The following is a 17,122-nucleotide window of genomic DNA, read 5'->3' as shown; positions in this document are numbered from 1 at the left end:
CGTGCAGAGCACGACCCGAACAGCGATTGTAGACAACGCGTTCCCACCGCACGGTGGGAGCGCCGGAAGGATCACACAGCATGGCGTTGCGCGTCGGGGTCATCGGTGGGGGACAGCTGGCACGGATGATGGTGCCGGCCGCGGTCGAACTGGGGATCGACATCCGGGTGCTCGCCGAGGGGCCGGGCATGTCCGCCGCGATCGCCGCCACCGCCGAGGGCGACTACCACGACGCCGCCACGGTGCTCGAGTTCGCCCGACAGGTCGACGTCGTGACCTTCGACCACGAGCACGTGCCGCAGGACGTCCTGCGCAGCCTGGTCGACGCGGGCGTGTCGGTCCATCCCGGACCGGACGCGCTGGCCGTCGCCCAGGACAAGATCACCATGCGTCGCCGGCTGAGCGAACTCGGACTGCCGGTGCCCGACTGGGCCGCCGTGCAGGGACCCGACGACCTCCGAGCATTCCTGGCGGACCACGGTGGCCGTGCCGTCGTCAAGACGCCGCGGGGCGGGTACGACGGCAAGGGCGTCCGGGTCGTCTCCGACGCGTCCGACGTCGACGACTGGTTCATCGCCGTGGCCGAGGCCGGCGGCGACCAGGCCCTCCTGGTCGAGGAGCTCGTCCCCTTCACCCGCGAGCTCGCGCAGTCCGTGGCACGCCGTCCCTCCGGGCAGGTCGTCGCCTGGCCGCTCGTCGAGACCGTGCAGCGCGACGGGGTCTGCGCCGAGGTCATCGCACCGGCCCCGGACAGCGCCGGCCGGATCGCCGACCTGACCGAGTCGATCGCCGTCCGCATCGCGGAGGAACTCGGTGTGACCGGTGTGCTGGCGGTCGAGTTGTTCCAGACCGACGACGAGCGCATCCTCATCAACGAACTCGCGATGCGTCCGCACAACACCGGGCACTGGACCATCGACGGCGCCACCACGAGCCAGTTCGAACAGCACCTGCGCGCCGTCCTCGACCTGCCGCTCGGGGCCACCGGCTCGTTCGCCCCCGCGTCCGTCATGGTCAACGTGCTCGGCGGACCCGCGGACGGCGACCTCGCCGCCCGGTACCCCGCAGCGCTCGAGGCCTTCCCCGAGGCGAAGTACCACTTCTACGGCAAGGCGCCCCGGCCCGGCCGGAAGATCGGGCACGTCACGGTGCTCGGCGACGACGTCGACGACGTCGTCTACCGCGCCCGCGCGGCCGCGGCGCACTTCGACGACTGAGACGGTGTCCGCGACACCGGGTCGCGTCCTCGACGTGACCCGCTGACGGACGGGAGGCCCGTGGCGACCCCGCCACGGGCCTCCCGTCCGTCACGGTTGCGGGACACACTTGTCGGCCGCTCTGCGGACACCCCCTCGGGTGGCACCCGGTCGGGAGGCTGGCGGGGGCCGGGAGCGCGTGTTCCCCTGGAACGGTCCGTGCCCACCGTCCAGGGAGTCCCCATGCGCCGCCGTCCGCGCCGCGCCGCCGTCTGCGGCGCAGCCATCGCCCTCGTCGCAGCCGTCGCCGGCCTGCTGCCGACCGCGACCGCGTCCGCGGCGACCTCGGCCTCGACCATCCGCTCGGCCACGTCCGCGTCGCTCTACGGCGCCGGACCGTACCGGTCGCCGACGAGCGAGGCCGCGAAGGCGCAGGCCGCCCTGGCCGCCACCGACCCGGCCGGGGCCGCTGCGGCGAAGACCATCGCCGGTTACCCCGTCGCGACCTGGCTCGGCGACTGGAGCCAGGGGACGCAGCTGACCAAGACGATCAGCACCGCCCTCACCGGTGCCGAACAGTCCGGCACCACCCCCGTGTTCGTGCTCTACGCGATCCCCGACCGTGACTGCGGCGGGTACTCCGCCGGCGGCTTCGACGAGGGGTCCTACGACGCCTGGGTCGACCAGGTCACCGCGGCGCTGGCGGGACACCGCGCAGCCGTCATCGTCGAACCGGACTCGCTCGCGATGCTCAGCAACGCCAAGTGCAGCACCGCGCTCGACGAGCAGCGCTACCGGATCCTGTCCCGCACCGTCGCCGGGCTGACCGCCGCCGGGGTCCCCGCCTACCTGGACGCCGGCAACTCGAACTGGGTGCAGCCCGCGCTGATGGCGTCCCGGCTGAACAGCGCGGGCGTCCAGCAGGCCCGCGGGTTCTTCACGAACGTCGCGAACTACTACCCGACCGCCCAGGAGCAGGCCTACGCGCAGAAGGTGTCCGCCGCCACCGGGGGCTCGCACTACGTGATCGACACCTCACGCAACGGGCAGGGCTGGCGCGGCACCTGGTGCAACGGACCGGGTGCCGGGCTCGGCACCTCGCCCCGGGTGGTGTCCGACGGCACGGCGCTCGACGCCCTGCTGTGGGTCAAGACCCCCGGCGCGAGCGACGGCACCTGCAACGGGGCCCCGGCCGCCGGCAAGTGGTTCTCGACCTACGCACAGGCCCTCGTCGCGAACGCACGCCTGGGTGTGCCCGCCGCCGACCTGACCCCCCGCGGGACGCTCGAGGCCGTCGCCGGCACCGGCGGCGGCGTCCGCGTGTCCGGGTGGGCCTACGACGAGGACGACCCCACGCAGCCCGTGCGGGTCCGGGCCACCGTCGACGGTGTCCCCGCAGGCGTCACCACCGCCGGGCTCGACCGGCCGGACGTCGACGCACGCTCCGGGGTCGGCGCGACCCACGGCTTCGACGTCGTGGTGCCCACCGCGGCCGGCGCTCGCCGCGTCTGCGTCACCGCCGTGAACATCGGCGCGGGGTCGGACACCCCGCTCGGTTGCTCGACCGCCCGCGCCTACCGGCACGACCCGTACGCCGAACTGGAGTCCGCGAAGGCCGTGACCCGGGGCATCGCGGTGCGCGGCTGGGCGTTCGACGGCGACGCGGTGGCCTCGGCGAGCCGGGTGGCGATCACCGTCGACGGCAAACGGGTGACGTCGCTGGACGCCGGTCGGAAGCGCGCCGACGTGGACGCGACCTGGGGCTCCGGTGGGTCGCACGGCTTCGCGGGCACCGTCCGGGCTGCGGTCGGCAAGCACAGCGTCTGCGCGATCGTCCACAACACCGGGAGCGGCGCGGACCGCAAGGCGTCGCCGTGCCGGACGGTGACGGTGCGCTGAGGGGGCGGAGCCCGTGCGGCGTCCGCCGTGCGGCCTTCGCCGTGCGGCGTTCGCCGTGCGGCGTTCGCCGTGCGGCGTTCGCCGTGCGGCGTTCGCCGTGCGGTGCGAGGTTCCGTCGTCGGCGGGAGGCTCTGCGGCTCGCACCGCGCACGGAACCCCGCACCGTTCGTGACTGACCTCGCACGGTGCGAGGTGCCAGGTGCGAGAGGATGGGCGCATGCCGCGTGATCTCGTCCGCCGGGCCGCCGCACGCCTGCGTCGCGCCGTCGCAGGTGCCCCGCCACAGCCGACATCCCTGCCCGTCCTCGGCTACGTCGTCGCGGGCGGTGGCGGCGCCCACCCGGCCTCGGCACACGTCCGTGTCGTCCGCCGCACCGAGCACCTGGCTGCGAGCGGCACCGCCGAGGTGCGCCAGGTGGACCCGGCAGCGTTCGTCGACGGCTCCGACCAGGCGCCGTACGCTGCACTCCTGGTGCAGCGGGACATCCTTCCCCGTGCCGACGTGCAGCCCTTCCTGGCGGCAGCCGCCTCCCGGGGCATCCGCGTCGTGGCCGAGGTCGACGACGACTTCTTCACCGAGTCCGGACGAGCACGTCTGGCCCGCGCCGAGTACGACCCCGACCGGCTCGCCTCGATCGACGCCCTGGTGCGCGGTGCCGACACCGTCGTCGTGAGCACGCCCGAACTCGCCGACGTGGTCCGTCCGGTGGCGCGGGACGTCGTCGTCGTGCCGAACGCCCTCGACCCGACGATCTGGACTGCCGGCCCCACCGCGGACGACGACGAGCGGACCGCGGGGGAGCACCGCGTGCTGTACATGGGCACGCTCACCCACGCCGCCGACCTCGAGCTCCTGCGTGACGTCTTCGCCGACCTCACCACCGCCGACGGCACCCCGATCCGGCTCGAGGTCATCGGGGTGACCGACGAGGGCGGTGCCGACTGGTTCCGCCGGGTCGAGGTCCCCGACGGGCACTACCCGGCGTTCTCCCGATGGCTCGTGGCGCACCGGGAGCGCTGGCGGGCGGGTGTCGCACCGCTCCGCGACGAGGAGTTCAACCGCGCGAAGAGCGACCTGAAGTTCCTCGAGTACACCGCGCTCGGGCTGTCCGCCGTGGTGTCCGACCGCCCGTCCTACGCCGTCGCACGGGCCCACGGGGCCGTGGCCGTGCCGGACGACGTCCAGGCGTGGCGGGACGCCGTCCGGACCGCCGTCGACCGTGGCCGGGCGGACGAGGGGGCGGCCCGCTGGGTCGCCGAGGAGCGCACGATCGGCCGTGACGGCGACACCTGGCGACGCGTGCTGCTCGGCTAGGCTCGTCGCGTGACCGACACCGCCGCACCCGCACAGCCGCTCGTCTCGATCATCATGGGGTCGGACTCCGACTGGCCGACCATGCGGGCCGCGGCGGACATCCTGACCGAACTCGGGATCCCGTTCGAGGCGGACGTCGTGTCGGCGCACCGCACCCCGGACAAGATGACCCGCTTCGCCCGCGGCGCCGCCGACCGTGGCATCCGGGTCGTCATCGCCGGGGCCGGCGGAGCGGCACACCTGCCGGGCATGGTGGCCTCGATGACGACGCTCCCGGTGATCGGTGTCCCGGTGCAGCTCGCGCGTCTCGACGGCCTCGACTCGCTGCTCTCCATCGTGCAGATGCCGGCGGGGATCCCGGTCGCGACGATGGCGATCAACGGTGCCGCCAACGCCGGTCTGCTGGCCGCGCGCATCATCGGTTCCTCGGAGCCGGCCGTCGCCGCTCGCCTGGCCGAGTACGCCGACGGGCTCGAGCGCCTGGTCGAGGAGAAGGCGGCGCGCCTCCGCGACTCGCTCTGAGGCCGCCGCTGCGGGGTCCGAGCCGCGCTACGGTAGCGGGATGCGTCGCGACGTCCCCGTCCTCGTCCTCTCCGCGGTCGCCGTGGTCGCCGCGGTGGTCTGCGTGGTCGCTGCGGGCGCGGCCGGTCCGATGAACCCCGTGGCGGGGTGGTTCCGTGGGGCGGGCCCGGACGTCGTGGCGACGAAGTCGCAGTTCGACTCGTGGTTCGCGGCGCTCCACGTCGCCGAGGTCGCAGGGGTCGTGGCCGTCGTCGCGGTGATGGCCACCGTCGTGGTCGCGCTCGTCGCTCGGCGTCGTCGCGCCCGCCCCTGATCGGGCGGCACGACGACGTTCCCTGGTCGATCCGACGGGTGACCGGTCGCGCCACGCGCACTGACCAGGACTTCTTGCCCGACGGCTGATCCTCGCGCAAGCCCCGTGTACTGGGGGTGCGCTGAAGTGTCAACCCCCAGGCGCAGATTGTGGACAGCAACTACCGTGAACGCCGGGCAGTCGAGATCCGATGGCCCGGCACCCACGGGAACGGGTGCGAACAGTCACGTCAGGGAGTGACCGACCTCATGCAGAAGCGCACCACCAGGAGGGCCGCACTCGCCGTCGTGCTCCTCGGAGCAGCACTCGTCGCCGGACCGCTCGGTCAGGGGACCGCAGCGACCGCCAGCTCGGCACCGCTCGGCGACGTCGGGAACTTCAAGCAGACCTTCCGCGAGCAGTTCAGCACCGCGGCCAGTGCGAAGGGCGCCTTCGCCAAGAAGTACGCCAACTCGTGGCAGCCGTACCCGGACGGGACCGGCGGCATGTACTACTCGGGCTCGCAGATCAGCTCGCACAACGGGTACATGGACGTCAAGCTCGACGGCAAGCACGGCGCCGCCGGTACCTTCGGCACGCCGACGGGAGCCTGGGGCCACAAGGGCGGCAAGTTCATCGTCCGCGCCAAGGCCACGGGCGGTGCCGGCAACGGCGCGGCCTTCATGCTCTGGCCGTCGTCCGACCGCTGGGCCGACGGGGAGATCGACTACCCCGAGGCCAACTTCGACCAGCAGCCGATGCTGCACCACCACTCGATGATCGCGGGCCAGGAGGCCAACGCGACGAGCCTGAGCACCGGCGTCTCGTGGCGTTCGTGGCACACGTACTCCATCGAGTGGGTGCCCGGGAAGTCCGTGCGGTACCGCCTCGACGGCAAGGTGATCAAGACGATCACGACCCACGTGCCGAAGACCGCGCACCGCTACATGTTCCAGGTGGGCGACTGGGGCGACGCGGGGCACCTGTACATCGACTGGGTCAGCACCTACACGTACAAGGGCTGACGCGCTCCTGCCGTCAGAGGTCGGCGTGCAGCTGCCAGGTCTCCGCGGCGGAGTCGGACCAGTCGTACATGCGTGCACGGTCCGGCCCCGCCACGGCCAGCCGGCTGGAGAGCTGCGGGTCGTTCACGACCTGGTAGACGGCCTGTGCAATCCGTGCGGGGTAGGACTCCCGCGGTGACCGGGCGACGGTGACGCCGGCGTCCGACGCGACCTCCGCCACGGCGGGGTCGTCGGAGTGGATCACCGGGGTGCCGAAGCTCATCGCCTCGATCACGGGCAGGCCGAAGCCCTCGGCGAGGCTGGGGAACACGAACACCGTCGCACGGTCGTAGACCACCGCGAGGTCCGCGTCGTCGATGCGGCCGAGGACCTTCACCCGGTCGCGCGACAGGCCCGCGCGCTCCGCGGTGCCGTACACGTCGACGTCGCCCCAGCCGTCCGGGCCGGAGATGACCAGGGGCACGTCGCTGGGGGCGTCGGGGTGGGCCATCGCCTCGATCAGGGACGCGAGGGCCTTGCGCGGCTCGAGCGTGCCGACCGCGAGCACGTAGCGGTCGGGCAGGCCGAGGCGCTCGGCGCGCAGGTCGGCGTCGACGGGCAGGCGGAGGCGTCCGCTCGGGGCGCCGCCGATCACGCGGAGCCGGTCGTCGAACCGGTGGATCTCGTTCAGCGCACCCGCCACGGCGTGGGTCGGCACCACGACGGCGTCGGCGTGCTTCCACGCCCGCTTCACCATCGCCTTGTGGAAGTGGACGCCGCGCGGTGTGAGGGTCTCGGGGTTGGTCCACGGCACCACGTCGTGCACGGTCACCACGGTCTGCCGGCCCGGGTCCTGGAAACGGTCGTGCTTGACCAGTGGTGCGAGCACGCTCGGCGCGTGCACCATGCCCTTCGCGATGCCGCCCACGAACCCGCCCTGCCAGGCGAGCGACAGCTCACGACGCGGCAGCGGCAGTCGCTGCAGGTCGGACAGTCCGGGCAGGAGCGTCCGCAGGTGCGCCATCTCGTCGGACCCGACAGCGGAGACCACACCCGCGACCTCGCAGCCGCTCGGCGCGTGCTCGACGAGGTGTCGCGCGAGCTCCTCGGCGTAGCGCCCGATGCCGCCCGGCACGGGCGCGACGATCTGGTCGACGATGACGTGGAGGGTGGTCATGGTGCTGTGCTCCTCGTCGTGGTTCGTGGACCCGTGGTCAGGGGGCCGAGGGCCGGCCCCGCGCTCGGCTGCCCGACACTACCAGGGTGGTCCCGGCGCCCCCTGGGCGCGGTCGGTGGTCGGACAGGAGGCGCGGGTCGGGTCCGCGGTGTGCGGAACCCGACCCGCGCCTCCCGGGCGAGAGCCGTGCCTACGCGGTCAGCGCACCCGCCGCGACCGCAGCGTGCAACGCGTCGCGCCAGTCGCGCATCGGCGCGAGTCCGGCGCGCGACCAGCCGTCGTGGCCGAGCACGCTGTACGCCGGGCGCGGCGCCGGCCGGACGAAGGCGGCGCTGTCGGTGGGCAGCACGCGCTCCGGGTCGAGCCCGAGTTCGCGGTAGATGGCCTGCGTGAAGTCGAACCAGGATCCCTGGCCGGCGTTCGTGCCGTGGTAGATGCCCGCGGGGGCGTCCCCGTCGACGAGCTCGACGATCCGCGCGGCGAGGTCGCCCGTCCACGTCGGCTGGCCGACCTGGTCGGTGACGACGCTGACGGTGTCGTGCGACCCCGCGAGCCGGAGCATCGTCGCGGCGAAGTTCGGCCCGTGTGCGCCGTAGATCCACGCGGTGCGGACGACGTACGAGGTGTCCGGGGCGATCGCGCGCACGTACGCCTCGCCGGCGGCCTTGGTGCGGCCGTAGGCGTTGATCGGGTCGGTCGGGGCGTCCTCGGCGTACGGCGCGGTGCCGTTGCCGTCGAAGACGTAGTCGGTCGACACGGTGACGAGCTTCGCGCCGTGGCGGACCGCGGCCTCGGCCAGGAGCTTCGGCCCCGTCGCGTTGACCGCGTGGGCGTCGTCCTCGTGGTCTTCCGCGTCGTCGACCTTCGTGTAGGCGGCCGAGTTGATCACGACGTCGTGCCCGGCGACGGCGGCGTCCACCGCGGCCGGGTCGGTGATGTCGAGGTCCGCCCGCGACAGCGCGGTGACGTCGCGGCCGGCGAGTGCGGCCTGGAGGTCCTGGCCGAGCATGCCGGCGGCGCCGGTGATGAGGTACCTGGTCACGGTGTGCCGGTTCAGCTCAGGGCCGCACGCTGCTTGAGCGGCTCCCACCAGGCGCGGTTGTCGCGGTACCACTGCACGACGTCGGCCAGGCCCTGCTCGAACGGCACGAGCGGCTCGTAGCCGAGCTCGGCCTGGATCTTCGAGATGTCGACCGAGTAGCGCAGGTCGTGGCCGAGACGGTCGGCGACGCGGTCGACGTACGACCAGTCCTTGCCGGTCGCGTCGAGCAGCAGCTGCGTGAGCTCCTTGTTGGTCAGCTCGGTGCCCCCGCCGATGTTGTAGATCTCGCCGGCGCGGCCACGGGTCAGGACCATCGCGATGCCACGGGTGTGGTCGTCGACGTGCAGCCAGTCGCGGATGTTGTTGCCCTCGCCGTACAGCGGCACGTGCACGTCGTCGATGAGGTTGGTGACGAAGAGCGGGATGACCTTCTCGGGGAAGTGGTACGGCCCGTAGTTGTTCGAGCAGCGCGTGATCGAGAGGTTCAGCCCGTGCGTGCGGTGGTAGCTGCGGGCGAGCAGGTCGCTGCCGGCCTTCGACGCCGAGTACGGCGAGTTCGGCTCGAGCGGGCGCTCCTCGTCCCACGAGCCCTCGCTGATGGAGCCGTAGACCTCGTCGGTGGAGACGTGCACGAACCGCTCGGTGCCGTGGCGGAGGGCGGCGTCGAGCAGGCGCTGGGTGCCCACGACGTTGGTCTCGACGAAGATGCCGGAGTCACGGACCGAGCGGTCGACGTGGGACTCGGCGGCGAAGTGCACGATGGCGTCGACGGTCGGGACGACCTCGTCGAGCTTCGCGGCGTCGCGGATGTCGCCGTGCACGAAGGTGTAGCGGGGGGAGTCGGCGACCGGGGCGAGGTTCGCTTCGTTGCCGGAGTAGGTCAGTGCGTCGTAGACGACGACCTCGGCGCCCTCGAGGCCGGGGTACGCGTCCTCCAGCGTGCGGCGGACGAAGTTCGAGCCGATGAAGCCGGCTCCTCCGGTGACGAGGATCTTCACGAGTTCTCTTTCCTGACGGTCGGTTCGTGGGTCGGCGGCGATTCTAGCGGGCCGCTGGTGGGGTCGGCGGGCTCGGCGGCGTCGGCGGGCTCGGCGGCGGTGGCGGGTGCTCCCGGCTCGGCGACGGTCCGCCACACCAGGACGACGGTCGCGACGGCGGCGGCCGCGAACACGATTGCGACCAGCAGGATCGCGAACGGCCCGGCGACCGCGCCGCCGGCCATCGCGGAGATCCCGCCGGGCGTGATGCGGAACTGCGTGTTCTCCCACCCGCCGCGGTAGGTCAGGCCGATGCCGTACGTGCCGATCGCGAGCGAACCGACGACCGCGAGCCGGGCCAGGCGTCGGCGGAGCTCCGGACGGACGACGAGGGCGTGCCACGCGACCGCCTGGGCGAGCACGAGCGCGACGACCGCGACGAACAGGAACCGGCCCTGCAGCCCGTTGCCCTGGTGCGTGCCGAGGTAGTTCCGCCAGTTGTAGGCGAGGGTGGCGACGAGGACGACCGTCGGCCAGACGAGCAGGATCGTGGTCACCCGGCGGCCCGGAGCCCGGCGGGCGTACGACCACCCGATGACGGCCAGTCCGACGACCGCGAGCGTGTCGATGACCATCGCCGGCAACGGCCACTGGTTCGCACCGAGTGCGCCGAAGAACGAGGCGGTCAGACCGTCCCACTGGCGCCCGGCGAACGCCCCGGGGTTCGCACCGCCCGGCGGGTACGGCTGCACGGTCGTGACGGCGCGCAGGGCGTCGGGCAGGAGCGTCCCGCTCACGAGCAGCGTCCGCACCCACCACCAGCCGGACACGGCGACGGCAGCGAGGACGACCACGCCGGCGTGCAGGCCCCGGCGGCCCCACGTCCGGCCCGGTGCCAGGGCGGACACGAGGACGACGAACGGGATCGCCAGGAGCCCCAGCGCGTTCAGGGCCGCCAGTCCGGTGACGGCGACGGCGAGCCCGGCGGTGGTCCACCACGAACGGTCGCCGGTCAGCACGCGTGCGCTCAGCCAGATGAGCACGGCGCCGAGCAGGACGACCGGTGCCCACACCGTGACGCCGGAGGTGACCTGCGCCAGCTGCGGGACGGCGAAGAGCAGGACCGGGGCGACGAGTGCGGTGCGGGGCGAGCGGGTCACCCGACGGACCGTCGCCCAGACCAGGACCGGCAGCGCGGTGACGAGCAGCACGTCGAACACGCGGAGCACGAGCACCGAGGTCGCCCAGTCGTGCGAGCCGAACCGGATGACGCGCAGGATCCCGGCGGCCACCAACCAGTACGTCGGCGGGTTCTGGGACATCGGGTCGATCGCGGGGGAGTCCCCGGGCACCGCCGCCAGCAGCGCGTCGACCGTGGGGCGGTCGACGGCCGGTGCCGGGTGCTCGACGATCTGCCGCACGGCGGCGAGGTAGTGCATCTCGCCGCCGTGCGGCCAGCCGAGTCCGAGCGCGAGGCGGAACGCGGCGTCGACGTGTGCGGGCTCGTCGGGTGCCCCGAAGGCCGGGGTGACCAGGGCGAAGGTCAGCAGGAAGGCGAGCCAGGCCAGCGTCACGGTGCCGAGCAGGACCCACTCGTGCCGGCCGACGAGCGGTCGCGGGGCGCTCACGCGGGGACCTCCGGACGGCGCATGAACCGGACGAGCAGCACGGCGGTGAAGGTCAGAGCGACCGCGGCGACGGCGACGAGGGTGAAGTTCGTGCCGGCGGGGGCCATGCCGTAGCGGTCGAACCGGCCGACCGCGAACTCGTCGACCCAGAAGGCGGCGTCGCGCCCGAAGGCCCGCAGCGCGTAGACGACGCCGTACAGCGCGATGGCCATCGCCGCGATCGACATCCCGACGGCGAGCCGGGTGGTGCCGGCTGCCGTCACGGTGACCCGGCGCCAGGCGAGGGCGCTGAGGGCGATGAGGGCGATGAGCGTGGGGTAGTAGTAGCGCCCCTGGGTACCCGCGACGATGGTGCTCCGGACGTACCCGCCCCACCCGCTCTGCAGGTGCAGGGCGATGAGGATGACGGGGAACGACGCCAGCACGATCGCCGGGCGGAGCGACGGGCCGCGGCGGAAGCCCCAGACGACGATGCCGACGAGCGACGCGATGGTCAGCCCGTCGATCAGGACCTGGGCGAGCTGGAACTGGGTGAGACCACCGACGCTGCCCCAGAAGGTCCGGGTGACGCCGTTCCAGTAGTCGCGGAGGAACACCTCGGGGCTGGCGGCGGTGCCGGCCGGGAACGGCATCGGCGGACGTGCGCCGGCCATGCCGTCCGGCTGGATGTCGCGGTACACGAGGATGTTGCGCAGCCACCACCAGCCACCGACGACGGCGGCGAGCCCCAGGGTCCACAGCGTCCGGAGCGCGTTCCGCCAGACGGTCGCCCGGGTGCAGCCCGCGGCCATCACGGCGATGCCCACGAACGGGATCGCGGGCAGCGCGGTGCCCTTGACGAGCAGCATCGCGCCGAGCAGCAGCCCGATCCAGATGGTCGTGCGCACCCGCAGGTCGCCCGTGAGCAGTCGCACGACGAAGTACACGAGCGCGCCGGCCAGCGGCAGCATGAGCGCGTCGTTCGTGACCGAGGTGCCGATCGAGGCGACCTCGGGCAGGGCGAACACCGCCGCACCGCCGACCAGGGCGGCCCGTGGTGACCGCGTCAGCCGACGCACGGTCGCCCACGCCAGGAACGGCAGCGGCAGGACGAGCAGGGCGTCGAACAGTCGCAGCACCATGACGGCGAGGTCCCAGCGGAGGTCCTCGAAGTGCACCAGCTGCAGGACCCCGGCGGCCAGGGCGTAGTACGTGGCGGGGTGCTGCGACATCTGGTCGATGCTCGTCGGGTGCACGCCCGGGAACTCGCGGAGCAGCTCGCCCCACGTCTGGTTCACGTCGGTCGACTGCCGCATGTTGCTGATCTGGGTGTCGTGCACCGCGTTGAGGTAGTGCATCGCACCGGGTGCCGGCCAGCCGTCACCGATCGCCAGGTGCAGCACGGCGTCGACGTGGGTCGGCTCGTCCGGGGCCTTGTACGTCGTGGTGACGACGGCCCAGACCGCGAGGACGGCGGCGAACGCCACCGTCAACGCGATCACGAGGATGCGCTCGCGCCGCCCGACCGCGGGTCGGACGTCGGAGCGCGACACGGCCGGTGCCGTGTCAGTCGCCATACCGCTGCAGTTTCTGCAGGTCGAGCTGCTCCTCGGCCAGCGTGCGGTTGAGGCGGGTGAGGTCGGCCACGACGCCGATGACTATGGACAGGAGCGCCGTGATGAGCAGGACGACACCGAGGATGATCGACTGCAGGTGGTTGCCGCCGGTCTGCATCGCCAGGAGCACAAGGTAGCGGATGAGCGGCCAGAGTCCGAGCGCACCGAGCACCGCGGCGACCCAGAGGAACAGGGCCATCGGCCGGTACATCAGGTAGACGCGGGCGATCGCCGAGCCGGACTCGAACATGTGCTGGAAGATGTTGTTGAAGAGCCGCGACTCGCGGGTCTTCGGGTTCGTCGTGATCGGCACCGACGCGATCGCCAGGCGCTTGTAGCCGGCCTGCACGATGGTCTCCATGCAGTAGCTGAAGCGCGTCACGATGTTCAGGCGGATGAGCGAGTACTTCGAGTACGCGCGGAACCCGCTGGCCGCGTCGGGCAGGTCGAGCCCGGCAGCGCGGCTCGCGACCCACGAGCCGAAGCGCTGCATGACCTTCTTGAAGCCGGAGAAGTGCTCGATGGTGCGCGTCTGCCGGTCGCCGATGACGATCTCGGCTTCCTTCCGGAGGATCGGCTGCACGAGCTCGGCGATCTGCGCCTGCGGGTACTGGTTGTCCCCGTCGGTGTTCACGACGATGTCCGCACCGTGCAGCAGCGCGTAGTCGACGCCGTCACGGAACGAGCGGGCGAGGCCCATGTTCGTGGTGTGGTGCACGAAGTGCTTGACGCCGTGCTCCTTGGCGACCTCGACGGTGCGGTCGGTGCTGCCGTCGTTGATCACCAGGATCTCGATCTCGTCGATGCCGTCGATCTCCCGCGGGATGGAGTCGATGACGCTGGCGAGGGTGTTCTCCTCGTTGAGGCAGGGGATCTGGACGAATAGCTTCACGGGCTCGCTTGGTCTCGTTTCGGGAGTCGGCAATGCGCAGAACCATGACAGCCTATGCGAACTCACGGCTTGCTAGGCTTCCCCGGTGCAGATCCGCGAACTGAAGATCCCTGGCGCGTGGGAGTTCACGCCCGTCCAGCACGGCGACGCACGAGGAGCATTCCTCGAGGCGTACCGCGCCGACGTGCTCGAGGAGACCGTCGGTCACCCGCTCGACCTCCGCCAGGTGAACATGTCGATCTCCGCGGCCGGTGTCGCCCGCGGGATCCACTACGCCCTCGTGGCACCGAGCCAGGCGAAGTACGTCACCGCCGTGCGCGGGGCGTTCATCGACTACATCGTCGACATCCGCGTCGGGTCCCCGACGTTCGGCCAGTGGGACTCCGTCCGGATCGACGACGTCGACCGCAAGGCCGTCTACCTGTCCGAGGGGCTCGGCCACGCGATCGTCGCGCTCGAGGACCAGTCGACCGTGAACTACCTGGTCAGCGCGCACTACAACCCGGAGCGCGAGAAGGGGATCACGATCCTCGACCCGACGGTCGGGCTCGACCTGCCCGAGGGCCTCGGCGAGCTGGTGCTGTCCGAGAAGGACACCAGCGCCCCCACCCTCGAGGAAGCCGCGGCACAGGGCCTGCTGCCGACGTACGACGAGTGCGTCGCGTACACCGAGTCGCTCCGGACGAAGAAGTAAGGGGAAAGCGATGAAGGGCATCATCCTCGCCGGCGGTTCCGGCACGCGCCTCTGGCCGATCACCAAGGGCATCAGCAAGCAGCTCATGCCGATCTACGACAAGCCGATGGTCTACTACCCCCTGTCGACCTTGATGATGGCGGGCATCCGACAGGTGTTGGTCATCACGACGCCGGAGTACAACGACCAGTTCCGGGCCCTGCTCGGCGACGGCTCGGCGTTCGGCATGGAGATCCAGTACGCCGTGCAGCCGTCCCCGGACGGTCTGGCGCAGGCCTTCGTCATCGGCGAGGAGTTCATCGGCGACGACAGCGTCGCCCTCGTCCTCGGCGACAACATCTTCCACGGCACCGGCCTCGGCACGAACCTCCGGAAGAACACCGACGTCCAGGGCGCGACGATCTTCGCTTACCACGTGGCCGACCCGAAGGCGTACGGCGTCGTGGAGTTCGACGACGACTTCACCGCCGTCTCCATCGAGGAGAAGCCGGCCGAGCCGAAGTCGAACTACGCCGTCCCCGGCCTGTACTTCTACGACAACAAGGTCATCGAGATCGCGAAGACGATCGAGCCGAGCGCCCGCGGCGAGCTCGAGATCTCCACGGTCAACGAGCGCTACCTCGAGGCCGGCGAGCTCGGCGTCCAGGTCCTCGACCGCGGCACCGCGTGGCTCGACACCGGCACGTTCGAGTCGATGATGCAGGCGTCGGAGTACGTGAAGGTCATCGAGGACCGTCAGGGCTTCAAGATCGGCTGCATCGAGGAGATCGCCTGGCGGAACGGCTGGATCGACGACGCGCAGCTCGCCGAGCTCGCCGCGCCGCTGGTCAAGGGCGGCTACGGCGTCTACCTGCAGCGACTCCTCGGCGTCTAGCTCCGCACGTGACCCCCGCCCCCGGTTGGTTCGGTCGACGCCGCCGTCCGGATGCGACGGCCTCCGGCCACCCCGGCCAGGAGGCCCGTCCCGCGTCCGTGACGGCGGCGTCCGTCGTTCCCGTGACCGGGTTCCCGGACCCGCTGCCGCGGCTCGACCAGGACGTCACGGTGCTCGTCACGACCCGTTCGGACCGGCACGCCGAGGTCGGCCGGCTCGTGTCGGTCGCCCGTGGTGCCTTCGGTCGTGGGGTCGACGTCCGGGCCGTGAGCTACGTCGCGGACGCGTCGCCGGTCGACCCGTTCGGCCGTCGCCTGCCGTGGGTCCGACCGGAACCCGTCGGCGGCCTCGGCTCGGCGATCAACGCCGGGGTCGCAGCCGGTGTGGGCCGGACGCTCGTGGTGGTCGACACCTCGGTGTCGGTCGACGTGCCGGCGCTGCACGCCCTCGCGGCGGCGGGCTCGGTCGCGCAGGCCCGGGTCCGGATGCCGGACGGCACCTTCCGCTCCGGCGCTCGGCTGCTGCGGCCCGGTGCCCTGCCGTGGTCGGACGACCGCGTCGACGCCGTGACCGACGTCGACACCGTCTTCGCGGCGGACCAGCCGGTGCTCTCGGTGCCGGGGGCGGCGCTGGTGCCGGCACCGTGCCTCCCGGACGAACGCATGACCCTGACGGCCTGGAGCCGCGCGGTCGCCGATGCCGATGGCGGAGCCGTGCGCGTCGTCGGCGAGGCGACTCGCTCGGTCGAGGCCGGTCGGACCGTCGACGCCGCGACCGTCGACGCGTTCACCGCCTGGCGCGACCGCGCGTCCGAGGGCGACGGTGTCGTCACCGGACCGCCCCTGCCGCCCTGGGGTGCCCGGCCGGTGGCCCCGGCCGCGCGCGTGACCGGCGGTGACGCCGAACACCTCACCTGGTCGCTCAAGATCGCTGCGCCCGCCGGGCCGGAGGGCGACGGCTGGGGCGACGTGCACTTCGCCGCCGAGCTCGCCGGGGCACTCGAGCGGCTGGGGCAGCGCGTCCGGATCGACCGACGCGACGCCCACGTGCGGGCCGACGATGCCTCGGACGACGTCACGCTGGTGATCCGGGGCCTCGACCGGGTGCCGCCGAACCCGGCGTCGGTGAACCTGCTCTGGGTGATCAGCCACCCCGACGACGTCGCCGACGCCGAACTGCGGTCGTTCGACGCGGCCTTCGCGGCCGGACCGGTGTGGGCAGCCGCCGCTGCTGCGCGTGCGGGCGTGCCGGTCCGGACCCTGTTGCAGGCGACCGAGCCGGCGGTGTTCCACCCGGGCGCGCGCACGGCGACGAGCCCCGATGCCGACCACGCGGTGTTCGTCGGCTCGACTCGCGGTGCCGCGCGACCCATCGTGTCCGACGCGGTCGCGCTCGGTGCCGACCTGCGCGTGCACGGTCCGGGGTGGGACGAGGTCGTCCCCGCGGAGTCACTCGGCGAACCGTCGCTGACCCGGGCCGAGGTCGCGGCGGCCTACGCCTCGGCGCGTGTGGTGCTCAACGACCACTGGCCCGACATGGCCGCCGGGGGCTTCGTGTCCAACCGGGTGTTCGACGTGCTGGCGTCCGGGGGAGTCGTCGTGACCGACCCGGTGGCCGGGCTGTCCGACGTGCTGGACGTCCCGACCCTCGAGGTGGCGGGCTCCCGCGACGAGCTGGCCGACCTGCTCGACCCGGCGCGCTCGTGGCCGTCGGCTGCCGAGCGTGCCGCCGTGGCCGAGCGCATCGCCGCCGAGCACTCCTTCGACGCCCGCGCTGCCGTGCTGCTGGCGGCGGCCCGCGCGTCGCGCGCGCGCCTGCACCCCTGACCCGCCGACGCCGTCGCCACCCGCTGCCCGCGTCCCCGCCGCGCGACGCTCCGCACAACCAAAGTGTGTTCGAGCCGCGCAATCCCGCGGTTCGCGTGCACTTCGGTTGTGCGGAACGCGGTCGAACCGGGGCCTCCGAACCCGCGACCGATGTGCGCGCCCCGCTGCGGTCGTTGCGCCCCGAGGAGT

15 protein-coding genes are annotated in these 17,122 nt (G+C 72.4%); 9 read left to right on the top strand and 6 right to left on the bottom strand.

What is annotated here, in order from left to right:
* Window positions 1-80: 80 nt before the first annotated feature.
* The 6 genes from DEJ29_RS11720 (at window position 81) to DEJ29_RS11695 (ending at window position 6,249) form a co-directional block, all read left to right on the top strand.
* Window positions 81-1,217 (top strand): 5-(carboxyamino)imidazole ribonucleotide synthase, encoded by a 1,137-nt coding sequence (locus tag DEJ29_RS11720; protein WP_111022330.1) that lies wholly within the window; start codon window positions 81-83, stop codon window positions 1,215-1,217.
* Window positions 1,218-1,439: 222 nt separating this feature from the next.
* The gene (locus tag DEJ29_RS11715) at window positions 1,440-3,095 is read left to right on the top strand and encodes a glycoside hydrolase family 6 protein (protein ID WP_111095384.1); all 1,656 of its coding nucleotides are present in this window, start codon (window positions 1,440-1,442) and stop codon (window positions 3,093-3,095) included.
* 217 nt (window positions 3,096-3,312) lie between these two features.
* Window positions 3,313-4,410 (top strand): glycosyltransferase family protein, encoded by a 1,098-nt coding sequence (locus tag DEJ29_RS11710; protein ID WP_111095385.1) that lies wholly within the window; start codon window positions 3,313-3,315, stop codon window positions 4,408-4,410.
* A 54-nt stretch (window positions 4,411-4,464) separates the two neighbouring features.
* On the top strand, window positions 4,465-4,932 hold the full coding sequence (purE, locus tag DEJ29_RS11705) for a 5-(carboxyamino)imidazole ribonucleotide mutase (RefSeq protein ID WP_111093363.1): 468 nt from the start codon (window positions 4,465-4,467) through the stop codon (window positions 4,930-4,932).
* Between the two features lie 40 nt (window positions 4,933-4,972).
* Window positions 4,973-5,245, top strand: coding sequence for a hypothetical protein (locus DEJ29_RS11700; RefSeq protein ID WP_111095386.1), 273 nt, complete (start codon window positions 4,973-4,975; stop codon window positions 5,243-5,245).
* Between the two features lie 236 nt (window positions 5,246-5,481).
* Window positions 5,482-6,249 carry a family 16 glycosylhydrolase gene (locus DEJ29_RS11695; RefSeq protein WP_110863316.1) on the top strand — a complete coding sequence of 256 codons (768 nt, stop codon included), beginning with the start codon at window positions 5,482-5,484 and terminating at the stop codon, window positions 6,247-6,249.
* A gap of 13 nt (window positions 6,250-6,262) precedes the next feature.
* Here DEJ29_RS11695 and DEJ29_RS11690 read toward each other — a convergent pair whose 3' ends face one another.
* The 6 genes from DEJ29_RS11690 to DEJ29_RS11665 form a co-directional block, all read right to left on the bottom strand.
* Window positions 6,263-7,405 carry a glycosyltransferase family 4 protein gene (locus tag DEJ29_RS11690; protein WP_111095387.1) on the bottom strand — a complete coding sequence of 381 codons (1,143 nt, stop codon included), beginning with the start codon at window positions 7,403-7,405 and terminating at the stop codon, window positions 6,263-6,265.
* A 190-nt stretch (window positions 7,406-7,595) separates the two neighbouring features.
* On the bottom strand, window positions 7,596-8,447 hold the full coding sequence (gene rfbD / locus DEJ29_RS11685) for a dTDP-4-dehydrorhamnose reductase (protein ID WP_111046857.1): 852 nt from the start codon (window positions 8,445-8,447) through the stop codon (window positions 7,596-7,598).
* A gap of 11 nt (window positions 8,448-8,458) precedes the next feature.
* Window positions 8,459-9,445, bottom strand: a complete 987-nt coding sequence (gene rfbB / locus DEJ29_RS11680; RefSeq protein ID WP_071406432.1) for a dTDP-glucose 4,6-dehydratase — start codon at window positions 9,443-9,445, stop codon at window positions 8,459-8,461.
* Window positions 9,442-11,052 carry a glycosyltransferase family 39 protein gene (locus DEJ29_RS11675; RefSeq protein ID WP_111095388.1) on the bottom strand — a complete coding sequence of 537 codons (1,611 nt, stop codon included), beginning with the start codon at window positions 11,050-11,052 and terminating at the stop codon, window positions 9,442-9,444. Before DEJ29_RS11675 ends, rfbB begins: the two co-directional genes overlap by 4 nt.
* Window positions 11,049-12,608, bottom strand: a complete 1,560-nt coding sequence (locus tag DEJ29_RS11670; RefSeq protein WP_111095389.1) for an ArnT family glycosyltransferase — start codon at window positions 12,606-12,608, stop codon at window positions 11,049-11,051. Before DEJ29_RS11670 ends, DEJ29_RS11675 begins: the two co-directional genes overlap by 4 nt.
* Complete coding sequence (locus DEJ29_RS11665) at window positions 12,598-13,539, bottom strand: glycosyltransferase family 2 protein (protein ID WP_071406435.1); 942 nt, start codon at window positions 13,537-13,539, stop codon at window positions 12,598-12,600. The genes DEJ29_RS11670 and DEJ29_RS11665 overlap by 11 nt, the downstream gene beginning before the upstream one ends.
* An 85-nt stretch (window positions 13,540-13,624) precedes the next feature.
* On the opposite strand from DEJ29_RS11665, the gene DEJ29_RS11660 reads away from it, so the two are divergent.
* The 3 genes from DEJ29_RS11660 (at window position 13,625) to DEJ29_RS11650 (ending at window position 16,933) form a co-directional block, all read left to right on the top strand.
* On the top strand, window positions 13,625-14,233 hold the full coding sequence (locus DEJ29_RS11660; RefSeq protein WP_111095390.1) for a dTDP-4-dehydrorhamnose 3,5-epimerase family protein: 609 nt from the start codon (window positions 13,625-13,627) through the stop codon (window positions 14,231-14,233).
* Between the two features lie 10 nt (window positions 14,234-14,243).
* A complete protein-coding gene (gene rfbA, locus DEJ29_RS11655; protein ID WP_111095391.1) occupies window positions 14,244-15,107 on the top strand; it encodes a glucose-1-phosphate thymidylyltransferase RfbA in 864 nt (287 codons plus the stop codon).
* 122 nt (window positions 15,108-15,229) lie between these two features.
* The gene (locus DEJ29_RS11650; RefSeq protein ID WP_146248367.1) at window positions 15,230-16,933 is read left to right on the top strand and encodes a glycosyltransferase; all 1,704 of its coding nucleotides are present in this window, start codon (window positions 15,230-15,232) and stop codon (window positions 16,931-16,933) included.
* The last annotated feature ends 189 nt before the right edge of the window (window positions 16,934-17,122 follow it).

The sequence above is a fragment of the Curtobacterium sp. MCPF17_021 genome, from assembly GCF_003234605.2.
Lineage (GTDB): Bacteria > Actinomycetota > Actinomycetes > Actinomycetales > Microbacteriaceae > Curtobacterium > Curtobacterium flaccumfaciens.
This window is presented reverse-complemented; position numbering and strand designations above follow the sequence as displayed.